Origin of the sequence: Chitinophaga sp. XS-30, assembly GCF_008086345.1 — a bacterium.
Taxonomy (GTDB): Bacteria; Bacteroidota; Bacteroidia; order Chitinophagales; family Chitinophagaceae; genus Chitinophaga.
This window is the reverse complement of sequence record NZ_CP043006.1, coordinates 390,404-404,919: the sequence shown is the minus strand read 5'-3', so window position 1 is coordinate 404,919 and position 14,516 is coordinate 390,404. Positions and strand designations below refer to the sequence as shown.

Here is a 14,516-nt window from a genome sequence, read left to right as displayed (position 1 = left end):
ATGGAATTTGCATTTCATTCGTGATCTTTCATTAATGGGCCGAATGGAACTTACGTTTCGTTCGTATGAAGCGCTAAGTTCGTAAAGAAAGCGTAATAATCCCAGGGATAATCTATGCCGGTTGCGGCGCAATGATGGTGTCATGCGCATTGGTCTGCCCGGTCGTCTGGCTTCTGCGGTATTCGAAGAGCCAGAATATGAGAGAACTGACCAATGTGCCGATGATGCTGCCCACATATACATCCGCAAAGAAATGCTGGCTGAGGTACAAGCGGGAATGTGCGGTAATGAGCCCGAGGATGAACATGAGCGCCCCCATTTTTTTATTACGCCATATCAGCGCCAGGAAGCAGAACATGCCGAAAGCGGTGGAGGTATGGCCTGAGGGGAAGCTCAACCCCCCGTGTACCTTCACCCATTGCACCATATGGCAGATCTCCGTGTCGCCGAAATACACGATAGGGCGGGGTTCATTCACCGCATGTTTGATACCCTGTACGATCAATGTTACGATCAGCAGGGTGCCTGCGCCCATGAAAAAAAGCTTCCATTTGCGCAGCAGCAGCAGTACCAGCAGCATAACGCCGAAAGTAATGCCGTCACCCAGGTATGTAGTGCCGGTCACCAGCACATCCAGTACCGGGTGATGCGCGCCATTCACGGTGAGAAAAAGTTCATCTTTCGTAAAAAGGGATAAAAGTGCTCCGCCGATGATCAGCCATAACAGGAACGGGACATAGAAATAGCGGTTTTGTTGCACCAGTGCTACCAGTGTTTTCAAAGTAAACAGTTTTAAGTTGTAGGTCCGTATGTATTCTATCTCAGCAACAGCAGCTATCAGACTGCATGTTTGTTCCGCCGTTGCTGAATGAATTTTTTAAATTGCTGGTATCCCCTGAACCAGGCTTCTTTGTTGAACAGTTGCGAATCATTCATGGCCTTGTACACAAGGAAGGCCGCAATAGGCATAAGAACGGTATTGGCCAGCCACATTCCTCCCCAGGAGGTCATCACATCTTTCCGGGCCATTTTCTCGCCTAACATAAAGAATATATTGAAGATCACAAAGAATATAACGGCAAAAACGAGCGGAGTCCCTAGTCCGCCTTTACGAATTATGGACCCGAGCGGCGCCCCGATGAGGAAAAGCACGATGCAGGCCGCTGCCAGCGAGAACTTCCGCTGCCACTCCACTTTGAATAAAGCGATCCTGGACTGGTTTTCGGCGAATTCCGCCGCCGGGCCCGTAAGGCTGGACTCCTGTTCCCTTAAGGTCTGCTCCACCCGTTCCAGCACGTAGCGCATGGATTTTTCCGGGATGCTGTCTATAAATGTCTCCCCGTGAGCTATCGGTGCGGAAGTCGCCCAGCCGGTGTCTTTCCATTTGTAAAAAGGATAACGGCTGGTCACGTAGGCATTGGTGGTACGGATGAAGGAGGAGTCGCGCTGCCGGAGGGAATCCAGCCCCTTGTCCAGCTGCCTGATATTGAGCATCTGCTGGTTGGAGGCAAATAGGTCCATATCCAGCCTGCTGAAGGCAAAATCCCGGAGATCGAAAGGTTTTTTATATTTTTTGAAGCCCAGGCGGATCAGTTCGTTCTTTTCCGGGTTGCGGGGATCGCCGCGCTCTTCATAGCTCCATCCGTTCTCCAGCGTAAAATTGAGGAAACGTTTGTCCGGAGAAAGCTCCATGGTGCCTTTATCGGCGAGTATCAGGCGCCCGTCCCGCGATCCGGGGGGGCGTTCATAGATCATCACCTGGTGGATGGTCTTGTTATCCGGGTCCTTTTTGGCCACTTTGATCACATAATGCGGAATATCCCCGTAAAATACGCCCTGTTTGATATTGAAGGCCGGTTTGGAATTGGTGATATCGTAGAGGAGCGACTTTGCCCGGAGGTTCGCCACCGGGATCACATAGTTGGAGAAAAGGAAAGCGCCCAGCGCGATCAGGGCGGAAAATATGAACAGCGGACGGATAAAGCGGAGCAGGGAGATGCCGGCGGACTTGATGGCCACCAGTTCGAAACTCTCGCCCAGGTTCCCGAAGGTCATGATGGAAGACAACAGTACAGCCAGCGGCATGGCCAGCGGCACCAGGCTGGCGCTGGTATAGACCAGCAGTTCGATGATCACCGGTGTATCCAGCCCCTTGCCCACCAGGTCATCAATATATTTCCACACGAATTGCATGACCAATACGAACAAGGTCACAAAAAATGTGGCTATAAACGGACCGATGAATGTTTTTACAATGAGTTTATCGAGCTTCTTCACAACCAGGCGATGAAAAAAATAATTTAATAAATGTAAAACTGACTGATTTTCAGCCTACTTTAGCCAGCAGGCAGCACAAAGTTAATACGATTCGGGAAAGTGCGTAACAGCGGGCGGGCTAAAAAACAGTTAATTTATTTTTGAAGATCATATTGTGCCGGCGCCGGGCGGCCGTAATAGCCGTGCAGCAGTGCCATTCAGGCGAAGGAATCCGCCATGGTGCCGCGACCAGTATGAAAAAGGGAAAGGCCATGGAAGCATACCAACTGAGTCAGGAAGAGCGGCAAATCATTACCGATGCGGAGTGGTTGCTGCGCAAGAATGAAGTTATACAAAAAGTGTATCACCTTTTCGGGGCGATGCATGAGGCGCTGGCGGCAGACCCGGTGATATCCCGGTTCCCTGGGGACGGCGCGCAGCCGGCGAAGATCTCCCGGGGGGAGCAGTACCTTGGCCTGCCCTGGGTAGTGCTGGATTACCCACGCGTGTTCGGTAAAGACAACATCTTTGCCTGCCGCACCTTCTTCTGGTGGGGGCGGTTCTTCAGCACCACACTGCATATGGCGGGAGCGGGCCTGGAACCTTACCGGGCTGTGCTGACCGGCAAGCAACACCAGCTGGCGGCAGATGGCTGGTACATTTGCGTGCAGGAAGACCCCTGGCAGCATCATTTCGAGCCTGTTAATTATCAGCCAGTTGCTGACATATCATCGGAGCAGTGGGAGGAACTGGTTCAGAATAGATCCTTTGTGAAGCTGGCAAAGCGATTTGACGTACTTACATGGGGAAAAATGATCTCCAATGCCGTTGCCGTCTATGCGGCACTGCTGGATATGTTGTCTGCCGGAGACGGGGACTAGTTGCCGATCCGGTGGAAAAGGTCCTTGATCTGGTAATCCCATAACTGGCTCTGATCGGCGATCTCCTTCTTTTCCGCGAAATCCTTTACGATCAGTATAGTCATGTTCGTTACTTCAGATATCTGGATGCTGAATTCGAAGAATTCATTTTTGGGAGCGTGTAACCAACGTAAACGAATGCGTTCATCTTCCTCTTGTTCGAGCACCTCCGCCTCTTCAGCAGAGCCATTCCAGGAAAAAGAAAAAACATTATCTCTGAAATCCACTTTATCTGCAAACCATTCCTGCAGGCCTGCGGGGGTAGATAGGAATTCATATAGGATACTTGGAGAGCACCGAACCGGATATTCTAACTCATATTGCACTTTCTTTGACATCGCACTGTATTATTATAAAATCAAAATCATCTGCATGCAATTATAGAAAAATATTCATTACATCAAAATAAATTTTAGATTTTTTTCTATACGTTAACGTATTCATTCTCATGTGTGATCATATTTTGAAATATGATCTTTCTTCTCTATATACAAAGCGGAAAATTATCCACTTGGCAAGTATAAGCCTTATCAAACGATATTATTCAGGGTAAAACACCATCAGAATCAGGTAAATAAGGCCAATATAATATGGATAATCAGACACAATCGATTTAGCTTAAAAAGGTTTCAACGGTTTGAGATTTTTTTTGGGTGGTATCTAAAAAAAGTTATTTTTGTCTAGCATTCTTCTAATAATAACTTTTTTTTAACCTGTAACTGTTCCCGTGCTATGTCAATGCGCCAGCTTAAAATCACGAAGTCGATCACCAATCGAGAGTCTCAGTCGTTAGAAAAGTATTTGCAGGAGATCGGCAAAGTTGATCTTATAACGCCGGAGGAGGAAGTGAACCTTGCGATCCGCATAAAACAGGGTGACCAGCGTGCGTTAGAGAAGCTGACGAAAGCAAACCTCCGTTTCGTTGTATCCGTTGCCAAACAATACCAGAACCAGGGCCTGTCCCTCAGTGACCTGATCAATGAAGGCAATCTTGGCCTTATTAAAGCCGCACAGCGTTTTGATGAGACCAGGGGCTTCAAATTCATATCTTATGCCGTTTGGTGGATCCGTCAGTCGATCCTCCAGGCTTTGGCAGAACAATCCCGTATCGTACGTCTTCCGCTGAACAAGGTTGGTCTTTCCAACAAGATCAGCAAAGCCTATTCCCAGCTGGAACAGGAGTTTGAACGTGAGCCGTCCCCGGACGAGCTGGCCACTATCCTGGAAATCAATACTGAGGAAGTGGAAGCCACCCTGGGCGTTGCCGCCCGTCACGTATCCATGGATGCGCCGTTCATCGACGGGGAAGACAATTCCCTGCTGGATGTGCTGGAGAATCCCAACGCCGTGAGCGCGGACGAGGAGCTGGACCATCACGATTCCCTCCGCCGCGAGATCGAACGCTCCCTCTCCACCCTTACAGACCGTCAGAAAGATGTGATCATGCTGTACTTCGGCATTGCCGTGGAACATCCCATGTCACTCGAAGATATTGGTGAAAAATTTGGCCTCACCCGCGAAAGGGTACGCCAGATCAAGGACAAAGCCATTACCAAACTGCGCACTACCTCCCGCAGCAAACTGCTCCGGAACTATCTCGGCGGCTGATAACAGCCAACGGGCGCGATAAATTATTGAATGGTGAATGCCTGCGGGTGTTCACCTTTTTTAGTAGTAGCATTTTACCCCTGTTCTCCGGTGTTTTCCTTGCCTTCTCCTTGTGTTCTCCTTGTCTTCTCCTTGTCTTCTCTTTGTGCCGGGGGAGGCCTGAAGCGGACTGGTAAAATAATATCAGTGGAGGTTGCGGGGCCGGTTTTTTGCGCCGTACGCGCATTTTTAACTTTTACCTTTTAATTCTTTACTTTTGTACGCCATGGTCAATATCAGCCCATATTTTCCATGTTATTTTTTACTTTTTTTAATTTTTGACTGTGTTTGAATCATTATCGGAACGGCTGGACTCGGCCTTTAAACAGCTTAAAGGTGAAGGCCGTATCTCGGAAATAAACGTAGCCACAACGGTGAAGGAGATCCGCAGAGCGCTGGTGGACGCGGATGTGAACTTTAAAATAGCCAAGGATTTTACCGACAGGGTAAGGGAAAAGGCCATGGGAGAAAAGGTGATCACTGCCATTTCCCCCGGTCAGCTCATGGTGAAGATCGTAAAGGACGAGCTGACGGAGCTGATGGGCAATACCGAAGTGGAGCTGGACCTGAAAGCCAATCCCACTGTGATCCTTGTCGCAGGCCTGCAGGGTTCGGGCAAGACCACCTTTTCCGGCAAGCTGGCGAATTTCCTTAAAACCAAAAAGAACAAGAAGCCCTTGCTGGTGGCGGCGGACATCTATCGCCCCGCGGCGATCGACCAGTTGAAAGTGCTGGGCGGCCAGATCGGGGTAGAGGTATATAGCGAGCCGGAGAACAAGAATGCGGTGCAGATCGTTGAAAATGCGGTAAAAGAGGCGAAAGCCAATGGTTACAATGTGGTGATCATCGATACCGCCGGCCGTTTGGCCGTAGATGAGGTAATGATGACCGAAGTGGCCAATGTGAAAGCAGCGGCATCTCCGCAGGAGATCCTGTTCGTGGTGGACTCCATGACTGGTCAGGATGCCGTGAACACCGCAAAGGCGTTCAATGAGCGGCTGGATTTCTCCGGTATCGTGCTGACGAAGCTCGACGGTGATACCCGCGGTGGTGCGGCCCTTACGATCAAATACACCGTGCAGAAGCCCATCAAGTTCGTAAGCATGGGCGAAAAGCTGGATACGCTGGATGTGTTCTATCCCGAGCGTATGGCGCAGCGGATACTGGGCATGGGGGATATCACCACCCTGGTGGAAAGAGCGCAGGCGCAATTTGATGAAGAACAGGCCAAAAAACTTGAGAAGAAGATCCGCGCCAACAAATTCGATTTCGATGACTTCAAGGAACAACTGCAGCAGATCAAGAAAATGGGGAGCATCAAGGACCTGCTGGGCATGATCCCCGGTGTGGGCAAGGCGGTGAAAGACATGGATATCAGCGATGACGCCTTCAAAGGCATTGAAGCGATGATCAATTCCATGACCCCGGACGAAAGGGCCAATCCGGACCTGATCGACGGCAGCCGCCGCAGGCGCATCGCCAAAGGGGCAGGGAAGGAGATACAAGACCTGAACCAGTTCATGAAGCAGTTTGAGCAGATGCGCCAGATGATGAAAATGATGAATAAAATACCCGGCGGCGCTAAAGGCCTGAAAATGAAGTAGTCATTTTCCGTTTCCAGCTTTTTTTCAAGGCCGGGAGTGGATTTTATTTGGCAGGTTTCATTTTAAAGCCTACATTTGCTGCCCCAATAGAAACAATATTTTTTAACAACTCGCAAGAAATAATTCGACTTATTTATGCCAGTAAAGATCAGATTACAGAGACACGGCGCGAAAAAGAGACCTTTTTACTTTATTGTTGTGGCTGATGCCCGCGCGCCCAGGGATGGTAAATTCATCCAGAAAATCGGTACCTACAATCCTTTGACCGTACCGGCCTCCATCAATATCGATACGCAGAAAGCGCTCCGCTGGCTGCAGAAAGGTGCACAACCTACCGATACTGTTAGAAGGATCCTTTCTTTCAAAGGCGTATTGTACCTGAAACACCTCCTGAGAGGGGTGAAACTCGGCCTGTTCGATGAGCCTACGGCTTACACCAAATTCGAACAATGGCAGGCAGATCACGAACAGAAAGTATCTGCCCGTCGTGAAAGCCAGAGAAGAGCTTCCCGTCCGGTTGCTCCCATCGTAAGAAAAGTGGAAGACGCTCCGGCTGCTCCCGCTGCTTCTTCTGAAGACGAAGGATCTGCTGAAGCTTAATCATCAGCATACCATATTGCAAAAAGGGAAGATTTGTTCGCAAAGATTCCCTTTTTGCTTTTAAAACCGGCACCATCGAATGGCTAATTATTTTAATATCGGGAAGCTTTCCGCCGTGTATGGCACGGAAGGGGAATTCATCCTCAGGCACAGTCTCGGTAAGAAAACTTCCCTGAAAGATATTGCAGCTGTTTTCATTGAAGACCGGAAAGACAGCTTTTTGCCGTATTTCATCGAGAAAACCAGGGCAAAGGATACGGAGCATCTGTACATCAAGCTGGAAGGCATAGATACCCGGGAAGCCGCCAGGAAGCTGCTGCAAAAGGGCATTTACCTGGAAGAGGTGGATTTCAAGGGTCTGGCATCGGCCTCCGCGCCCCTGTCACTCCTCGGATTCAATGTAACGGACAAACAGCATGGTCCCCTCGGCGAAATATCCGAGATCATCGAAATGCCCCTGCAGGTATTGGCCAAGGTAATGTTCAGGGAAAAGGAGATGTTGCTCCCGCTCAATGAACAGACCCTCCTGAAGATCGATAAAAAACAGCAGACCGTTCATCTGGACCTGCCGGACGGGCTGCTGGACATCTACTTAGGTTAAGAAAACAAGCACATGCGGATAGATATCATCACCGTACTGCCGGAACTGCTGGAAAGCCCGTTTGCGCATTCCATCATGAAGCGTGCGAAGAATAAGGGACTGCTGGAAGTGAACGTGCATAACCTGCGCGGTTATTCCAATTTCCGGCAGCAGCAGGTGGACGATTACCAGTTCGGCGGCGGCGCCGGCATGGTGATGATGATAGAGCCGCTGGTGAACGCCATCGAGAGCCTGCAAAAAGAAGTGACCTACGACGAGGTCATCTACCTGACCCCGGATGGGCAGACCTTTAACCAGAAAATGGCCAACGGCCTGTCCCTCAAAGGGAATCTGCTGCTGATCTGCGGCCATTACAAGGGGATAGACGAGCGGGTAAGGGAACATTTCGTGACTATGGAGATATCCATCGGGGATTTTGTGCTGTCCGGCGGGGAGCTGGCCGCTGCTATTGTGGTAGATGCCATCGGCCGCCTGCTGCCGGGGGTGCTGAATGACGAGACCTCCGCCCTGTTCGATTCCTTTCAGGATAACCTGCTGGCGCCGCCGGTGTACACGCGGCCGGAGGACTTCCGGGGCTGGAAGGTGCCGCCCATACTGCTCAGCGGCGATCATCGGAAGATCGATGAATGGCGCCATGAAGAGGCGCTCCGGCGGACAAAGGAGCGCAGGCCGGACATCCAGTCCCGCGACTGAGTTATTTTTTCTAAAAACAAGGGAAAGCTTTTGGTAATTGGAAAAAGCTTCCATACCTTTGCCGTCCTATAAATTATTGAATGATGAACGCAATTTCTTTTGTTCACGAGCAGTTGACTGCCGGCAAGCAATACCCGAAATTCAAAGCCGGTGACAATGTTACCGTTAACTATAAGATCGTGGAAGGTAACAAGGAACGTATCCAGTCCTTCAAAGGCGATGTGGTAAAGGTTCAGGGAACCGGATTTACGGCTTCTTTCACCGTACGCAAGATCTCTGACGGCGTGGGCGTGGAAAGGTTGTTCCCGTATTTTTCTCCCAATATCGACTCTATCGTACTGAACAAGGCCGGTAAAGTAAGAAGGGCGAAACTGTACTACCTGCGCGAGCGTCAGGGTAAAGCTGCCCGTATCAAGGAAAAAAGGGTTAAGTAATATTATATACAGGGAAATTAGTATAGGCGGGAGTCCAACAGGGCTCCCGTTTTTTTTATGAACAATCCGGAACCTGGCAAAGATCCCTGTTCCCGAAAACCGCCCTCCCTCATAGCCCGTATCTATACCAAACCAAAGGCCGGAATGCCTTTCTTAAAACTTAATTAAAGTCTCGTCCGTTGATTGAAAAACCCCGAATTAAACCATATCTTTGTTAGCTGAACATTATAAAAACTGAGAAAATGACTGCTATTTTCGCCAAATCACCGCTCTTACTCTTTCAAGAACTAGGCATGACAGAACTGATCCTTATCGCCCTCGTAGTATTGCTGCTGTTTGGCGGTAAAAAGATTCCCGAGTTAATGCGTGGCCTTGGCAAGGGTATTCGCGAATTTAAAGATGCCAAGGATAACGTGCGCCGCGAAATGGAAGAAGGCATGAAGGAAGCTGACGTTAAGAAAAACGCATAGTCCCGCCGCTTTCCACTGCGGATACACCGTATCTACACGATTTTAGAGATCTCCATCACAAGATTTAAACTGGTTTAGGTTTGACTGAATTCAGCAGTATATCGTCTTTTCATGAGGCGTTGTATGCCGGAAAAACGACCTGCGAGTCCATCGTACGCTTATACCTTGACAGGATCGGGCAGTCCCGGCACCTCAACGCATATCTGGAAGTATTTACCGAAGAAGCTTTGGCGCAGGCCATGGACCTTGATGCCCGTATCCGTAAAGGAGAAAGGCCGGGGAGCCTGGCCGGCGTTGTTGTGGGCATCAAGGATGTGATCTGTTACAAAGGGCATCAGGTGACCGCCGCATCAAAGATACTGGAAGGCTTCACCTCCCTCTACTCCGCCACTGCCGTGGAACGGCTTGTTGCTGAAGGCGCCATTATCATCGGGCGCCTTAATTGTGACGAGTTTGCCATGGGGTCCACCAATGAGAATTCCGCTTACGGCAAAGTGCTCAACGCATTGGATAACAGCCGGGTACCCGGCGGTTCCTCCGGTGGTTCCGCTGTGGCCGTGCAGGCCGGACTTTGCCAGGTGAGCCTGGGCAGCGATACCGGTGGATCTGTGCGCCAGCCGGCGGATTTCTGCGGTATTGTGGGACTGAAGCCCAGTTACGGGCGGATCTCCCGCCACGGGCTGATCGCCTACGCCTCTTCATTCGATCAGATAGGCATTTTTGGCTCGAATATTGCAGACGTGGCCATAGTTCTACAAGTCATCGCCGGGCCGGATGCGTACGACAGTACCGCCGCCCAGCGGGAAGTTCCTGATTATCAGGCAGGTCTCCGGCACAATAAAACCCGGAGATTTGCGTATTTAAAAGATGCCCTCCACCACGAAGGCCTCGATAAAGAAATGCGGACGGGATATGAGAACTTCTTTGAAACGCTGAAATCAGCAGGACACACCGTTGAAGGTGTGAATTTCGATTACCTGGATTATGTTGTGGCGGCCTATTATGTGCTGACCACCGCAGAAGCCTCCAGCAACCTTAGCCGGTTCGACGGGGTAAAGTACGGCTACCGTACGCCAGGGGAAAATCTCGACCTGTCTGACTTCTACCGGAAAAGCCGGTCGGAAGGATTCGGTAAAGAGGTGAAACCCCGCATCCTGCTGGGAACTTTTGTGCTGAGCGCCGGTTATTACGACGCTTACTACACCAAAGCACAGCAGGTCAGAAGGCTGGTCGTGGAGAAGATGCGCAGCATCCTGGGGGAATACGATGCCATCCTCTTACCTACCGTACCATCAACAGCATTCAGGATCGGGGAAAAAATGGACGACCCGATTGCCATGTACCTGGCGGATATTTATACCGTATTGGCAAACCTGACCGGGGTTCCGGCGATTTCCGTACCTTTGCAACGGCATTCCAACGGAATGCCCTATGGGGTGCAAATCATCACAAAGGAGTTTGATGAAGAGAACTTATTGCAGATAGCAAACAACATGTTGCAAGAGCAGCAAGTAGATATATCATAAAATTCAAAAGTGTATGACGAAAGTCTTTTTATTACTCTTCTCGCTGGTTGGGACCCTGTGTTCCTTCGCCGCCAGTGGCAAGAGCCCTAAGGAGATGGCTGTTTCCGTAGAGGAAGCACCCGCCGATACCAATACCGTCAAGCTCAAAAAGTCAGCACACCTGCCTAAGGACACTGCGGTACATGGATCTCCTGCTTCGGCAGCTGTTAAAAAAGCTGCCCAGACAATGCCTCCCCTCGTTCGAAACCCCAAGGTTTACGAGCAAATGAACGATAACCGTTACGTTACAGGGTATATCAATGATTACGCCAACCGCTACAGCCGTCACCTCACCGTGATGATCGGTCGCGCTGCGCCTTACTTTTCCCAGATAGAAAAGATCTTTTCAGATCATGGTATCCCCGAGGAAATGAAGTACCTGGCCGTGATTGAATCAGGGATGTCCTACAATGCCCGCTCCCGTGTGGGCGCGGTAGGCATGTGGCAGTTCATGAGCAGCACAGCCCGTATTTTCGGCCTCAACGTGGGAAAGAAAGTGGATGAACGGAAGGATTTCTACAAATCCACTGTAGCCGCGGCCAAATATCTCAACGAGCTGTACACCCAGTTCGATGACTGGTTGCTGGTAGTGGCCGCTTACAATTGCGGCGCAGGCGGTGTGCAAAGGGCGCAACGCATCAGCGGACGGACAGATTTCTGGGGTATCCAGTATTTCCTGCCCTCAGAGTCCCGCAACCATGTGTACAAGTTCATAGCCACCGGGTACATCCTGGACCGTTTCAATACCTTCTTCGGGCTGGGCGAAAATGTAGCCGCTACTCCGGCCTCCAGGCTGAAAGCAGCCCCGGAGTTCCGCAAACCGGCGGAACTGACGGAAGAAGACCTGTTCAACACCGTAGAGTTCAACATCACCGGCAAATACAGGATGGAAGCCATCGCAAAGAAACTGGGCATGGAACAGGCTGAACTGGAAAGACTTAACCCGGATTTTGCCAGGTCACTGGCCGGAGAAGACAACAGCTACGACCTGCGCATTCCGAAAGAAAAAATGAAGGCATTCCTCGCAGAGAAAGAAGAGATACTGAAAGCATCCCTGCAGCTCACCCTTGACGACAAGGCGGCAACAGTGGACAAATCCCGTTTCCCTGCCCCGGTGAAAATGCCGGAAGCCAAGAAAGGCGCAAACACAGCAAAACCGGTCGTTAAAAAGACCGCAGCTAAATAAACAGACAGTTTACAACACATAATTTTGGAAAGGGTTGTACCGGAAACAGGTGCAACCCTTTTCCTTTTCAGGCTGCATGGGCGGTGTTTTCCCGGGATGAGCATTTGCTTCAGGCACAGCTGCCGGTCCGCTGACGAATCCCGCTCGTCATCCCGTTCCGCATACAATCCCGCTTATTCGTAATTTTGCGGCATGAGCGCAGAAAAACTCCGCCTGGACAAATATCTCTGGGCGATCCGTATATTCAAAACCCGCACCCAGGCGGCTGCGGCATGTGATACCGGCAAAGTGAAGATGAACGGCACATCCGTGAAAGCATCCCGCAACGTGAACATCGGGGACCAGTATGAAATAAAGACGGAGGCTAAACGCTGGAAGATAGAGGTGACGGGCCTTCTGCCGAACCGCCTGCAATACGCGGAAGCCATTAAATACTACCTGGATATCACGCCGGAAGCAGATCAGCAGTTCAACCAGCACGTTGCTTCCAGCTTCCATACCGGTAAACGCCCGAGCAAGATCGGGCGCCCCACCAAGAAAGAACGCCGGGACCTGGATGATTTTATGCAGGAAGATTAATATTCTTGTTATTTTCGCACATTCAATTTACAACCATACAATGCCTAAGCAAAGCGATGTTCTCAGCGCCGACTTCCTGGTGAAAACGGCGGAAGAGTTTGGTACACCGGTGTACGTGTATCATGCAGAAAAGATCAAGACACAATACGAGAAGCTGCAAAAGGCCTTCAGCAAGGCCGATGCGCGGTTCTTCTATGCCTGCAAGGCGTTGACCAATATCAACGTGCTGCGGTATATCAATTCCATCGGCTGCGGTCTGGATACCGTGTCCATTCAGGAGGTGCAGCTTGGGCTGAAAGCAGGTTTCGATCCCAAGAACATCATCTTCACCCCTAACTGCGTTGATCTCCAGGAGATCATCGCGGCAAAGGACCTGGGTGTGAACATCAATATCGACAATATCTCCATCCTCGAACAGTTCGGCAACAAGTTCGGCAGCAGTTATCCCATCTGCATCCGGCTGAACCCGCACATCATGGCAGGAGGGAACTTCAAGATATCTACCGGGCATGTGGACAGCAAATTCGGTATCTCCATTCACCAGATGCGCCACATCGAACGGATCGTGAAATCCACCAAACTGCGGGTAACCGGGCTGCATATGCATACCGGTTCAGAGATCAAGGATGTGGATGTATTCCTGCGCGGTGTAGAGATCATGTTCGAGATGACCGAGCATTTCCCTGACCTGGAGTTCATCGACCTCGGCAGCGGCTTCAAAGTGGCCTATCAGCAGGGAGATCCGGAAACGGATATCGACCTGCTGGGCAAAAAGCTCACGGATGCCTTCAATCAGTTCGCCAGATCTTACAAACGCCCGCTGCAGCTCTGGTTTGAGCCGGGAAAATTCCTGGTGAGCCAGTGCGGCTATTTTGTCGTGAAGGCCAATGTGATCAAGCAGACCACCGCTACCGTATTCGTGGGGGTGAACTCCGGTTTCAACCACCTGATCCGCCCGATGTTCTACGATTCCTTCCACCTGATCCGCAATATCTCCAATCCGAAAGGCACCGAACGCATTTACACCGTGGTCGGCAATATCTGCGAAACGGATACTTTCGGCTGGGACCGCAAGATCAGCGATGTACGGGAAGGGGATTACCTTGTATTCTACAATGCCGGGGCCTACGGCTTCGAGATGTCCAGCAACTTCAATTCCCGCCTTAAACCGGCGGAAGTGCTGGTGAAAGACGGCAAAGCCCATCTGATCCGCCGCCGCGATACGCTGGAGGACCTGCTGAAGAACCAGGTGGAGCTACCGCTGTAAACCGGGTTATCCCGTTTAATCATGGATCATATCATTCAAAAACTGGAAGCAAAGGGCTACGTTTTCCTCTCCAGATACAGTTTCCGCGAACTGGTCATTCCCCTGCAGGAGGGCCTGCGGGCATCGAATGCCTTTACCCTGATGATGTGGTATTTCCTCATTTTCGGCGGGATCTGGGCTGGGGTCAGCTATGCGTACCTGCACAGTACCGGGCAGCTCGGGCTTCCCGCTTTCCTGGGCTGGATGGTTGCAGGCATTCCGGCTACCCTGCTGCTGGTGCCGCTGCATGAACTGGTGCATGGATGGATGTTCCGCTGGTATGGCGCAAAAGACGTACGCTATGGCGTGATCTGGCGGTACCTGATGTTCTATGCAGTAGCACATCAATTCCCGGTCAGCTACCCGCAGTTCAAATACATTGCGCTGGCGCCTTTTGTGGTAATATCGCTGCTTTGTGCCGGTGTGTACTGTTTTGTGCCGGCGGAAGGGAAGGCCCTCATCCCCGGGCTGTATATTTTTCATACGGTCTGCTGCGCCGGTGATTTCGGGCTTTGCGCCTACTTTTACAAATACCGCGAACGGCAACCGGTAAGTTTTGATGATGCTGACAACCATGTTTCCTGGTTTTATGCCCTGCCGGACACAAATACCCGGACAGATGACGGTTCGGATGCGGAAAAATCGTAACTTTGTC

General features: G+C 50.7%; 16 protein-coding genes. 13 read left to right on the top strand and 3 right to left on the bottom strand.

The features are described 5' to 3' along the window. Window positions 1–112: 112 nt before the first annotated feature. A complete protein-coding gene (locus FW415_RS01615; protein ID WP_168208623.1) occupies window positions 113–781 on the bottom strand; it encodes a phosphatase PAP2 family protein in 669 nt (222 codons plus the stop codon). A 56-nt stretch (window positions 782–837) separates the two neighbouring features. After that, window positions 838–2,277: an LptF/LptG family permease gene (locus FW415_RS01610; RefSeq protein ID WP_148382561.1), complete on the bottom strand. Its 1,440-nt coding sequence runs from the start codon at window positions 2,275–2,277 to the stop codon at window positions 838–840. A 251-nt stretch (window positions 2,278–2,528) separates the two neighbouring features. Here FW415_RS01610 and FW415_RS01605 point away from each other — a divergent pair, with 251 nt between their 5' ends. Continuing rightward, the gene (locus FW415_RS01605; RefSeq protein WP_148382560.1) at window positions 2,529–3,137 is read left to right on the top strand and encodes a hypothetical protein; all 609 of its coding nucleotides are present in this window, start codon (window positions 2,529–2,531) and stop codon (window positions 3,135–3,137) included. On the opposite strand, the gene FW415_RS01600 is transcribed toward FW415_RS01605, so the two are convergent. After that, on the bottom strand, window positions 3,134–3,514 hold the full coding sequence (locus FW415_RS01600) for an START-like domain-containing protein (RefSeq protein ID WP_148382559.1): 381 nt from the start codon (window positions 3,512–3,514) through the stop codon (window positions 3,134–3,136). The genes FW415_RS01605 and FW415_RS01600 overlap by 4 nt on opposite strands. Window positions 3,515–3,914: 400 nt before the next feature. On the opposite strand from FW415_RS01600, the gene FW415_RS01595 reads away from it, so the two are divergent. From FW415_RS01595 to FW415_RS01540, 12 genes are all read left to right on the top strand, one after another. Next, a complete protein-coding gene (locus FW415_RS01595) occupies window positions 3,915–4,784 on the top strand; it encodes an RNA polymerase sigma factor RpoD/SigA (RefSeq protein ID WP_146860292.1) in 870 nt (289 codons plus the stop codon). Between the two features lie 323 nt (window positions 4,785–5,107). Next, window positions 5,108–6,427, top strand: a complete 1,320-nt coding sequence (gene ffh, locus FW415_RS01590) for a signal recognition particle protein (protein ID WP_148382558.1) — start codon at window positions 5,108–5,110, stop codon at window positions 6,425–6,427. Between the two features lie 135 nt (window positions 6,428–6,562). Next, entirely contained in the window at window positions 6,563–7,027 is a 465-nt protein-coding gene (gene rpsP, locus FW415_RS25630; protein ID WP_148382557.1) for a 30S ribosomal protein S16, read from the top strand. 79 nt (window positions 7,028–7,106) lie between these two features. Then, window positions 7,107–7,628, top strand: coding sequence for a ribosome maturation factor RimM (gene rimM / locus FW415_RS01580; RefSeq protein ID WP_148382556.1), 522 nt, complete (start codon window positions 7,107–7,109; stop codon window positions 7,626–7,628). A gap of 12 nt (window positions 7,629–7,640) precedes the next feature. Beyond that, window positions 7,641–8,321, top strand: coding sequence for a tRNA (guanosine(37)-N1)-methyltransferase TrmD (gene trmD / locus FW415_RS01575; RefSeq protein ID WP_148382555.1), 681 nt, complete (start codon window positions 7,641–7,643; stop codon window positions 8,319–8,321). 83 nt (window positions 8,322–8,404) lie between these two features. Beyond that, window positions 8,405–8,755 (top strand): 50S ribosomal protein L19, encoded by a 351-nt coding sequence (gene rplS, locus FW415_RS01570; protein ID WP_148389802.1) that lies wholly within the window; start codon window positions 8,405–8,407, stop codon window positions 8,753–8,755. A 242-nt stretch (window positions 8,756–8,997) separates the two neighbouring features. Beyond that, a complete protein-coding gene (locus FW415_RS01565) occupies window positions 8,998–9,225 on the top strand; it encodes a twin-arginine translocase TatA/TatE family subunit (RefSeq protein WP_148382554.1) in 228 nt (75 codons plus the stop codon). Between the two features lie 80 nt (window positions 9,226–9,305). Next, window positions 9,306–10,751, top strand: a complete 1,446-nt coding sequence (gene gatA, locus FW415_RS01560; RefSeq protein WP_148382553.1) for an Asp-tRNA(Asn)/Glu-tRNA(Gln) amidotransferase subunit GatA — start codon at window positions 9,306–9,308, stop codon at window positions 10,749–10,751. Window positions 10,752–10,764: 13 nt separating this feature from the next. Then, the gene (locus FW415_RS01555; RefSeq protein ID WP_148382552.1) at window positions 10,765–11,976 is read left to right on the top strand and encodes a lytic transglycosylase domain-containing protein; all 1,212 of its coding nucleotides are present in this window, start codon (window positions 10,765–10,767) and stop codon (window positions 11,974–11,976) included. Window positions 11,977–12,168: 192 nt separating this feature from the next. Further along, window positions 12,169–12,555, top strand: a complete 387-nt coding sequence (locus FW415_RS01550) for an RNA-binding S4 domain-containing protein (protein ID WP_148382551.1) — start codon at window positions 12,169–12,171, stop codon at window positions 12,553–12,555. A 40-nt stretch (window positions 12,556–12,595) separates the two neighbouring features. Further along, window positions 12,596–13,822 carry a diaminopimelate decarboxylase gene (gene lysA, locus FW415_RS01545; protein WP_148382550.1) on the top strand — a complete coding sequence of 409 codons (1,227 nt, stop codon included), beginning with the start codon at window positions 12,596–12,598 and terminating at the stop codon, window positions 13,820–13,822. Between the two features lie 21 nt (window positions 13,823–13,843). Next, the gene (locus FW415_RS01540) at window positions 13,844–14,509 is read left to right on the top strand and encodes a DUF3267 domain-containing protein (protein ID WP_148382549.1); all 666 of its coding nucleotides are present in this window, start codon (window positions 13,844–13,846) and stop codon (window positions 14,507–14,509) included. The last annotated feature ends 7 nt before the right edge of the window (window positions 14,510–14,516 follow it).

What these genes read in the sequence shown, in the direction of transcription:
- rplS (WP_148389802.1), top strand. Translation starts at nt 8,405, where the DNA reads ATGAACGCAATTTCTTTTGTTCACGAGCAGTTGACTGCCGGCAAGCAA.
- trmD (WP_148382555.1), top strand. Translation starts at nt 7,641, where the DNA reads ATGCGGATAGATATCATCACCGTACTGCCGGAACTGCTGGAAAGCCCG.
- rpsP (WP_148382557.1), top strand. Translation starts at nt 6,563, where the DNA reads ATGCCAGTAAAGATCAGATTACAGAGACACGGCGCGAAAAAGAGACCT.
- FW415_RS01540 (WP_148382549.1), top strand. Translation starts at nt 13,844, where the DNA reads ATGGATCATATCATTCAAAAACTGGAAGCAAAGGGCTACGTTTTCCTC.
- rimM (WP_148382556.1), top strand. Translation starts at nt 7,107, where the DNA reads ATGGCTAATTATTTTAATATCGGGAAGCTTTCCGCCGTGTATGGCACG.
- FW415_RS01600 (WP_148382559.1), bottom strand. Translation starts at nt 3,514, where the DNA reads ATGTCAAAGAAAGTGCAATATGAGTTAGAATATCCGGTTCGGTGCTCT.
- FW415_RS01555 (WP_148382552.1), top strand. Translation starts at nt 10,765, where the DNA reads ATGACGAAAGTCTTTTTATTACTCTTCTCGCTGGTTGGGACCCTGTGT.
- lysA (WP_148382550.1), top strand. Translation starts at nt 12,596, where the DNA reads ATGCCTAAGCAAAGCGATGTTCTCAGCGCCGACTTCCTGGTGAAAACG.
- FW415_RS01605 (WP_148382560.1), top strand. Translation starts at nt 2,529, where the DNA reads ATGGAAGCATACCAACTGAGTCAGGAAGAGCGGCAAATCATTACCGAT.
- FW415_RS01550 (WP_148382551.1), top strand. Translation starts at nt 12,169, where the DNA reads ATGAGCGCAGAAAAACTCCGCCTGGACAAATATCTCTGGGCGATCCGT.
- FW415_RS01595 (WP_146860292.1), top strand. Translation starts at nt 3,915, where the DNA reads ATGCGCCAGCTTAAAATCACGAAGTCGATCACCAATCGAGAGTCTCAG.
- FW415_RS01565 (WP_148382554.1), top strand. Translation starts at nt 8,998, where the DNA reads ATGACTGCTATTTTCGCCAAATCACCGCTCTTACTCTTTCAAGAACTA.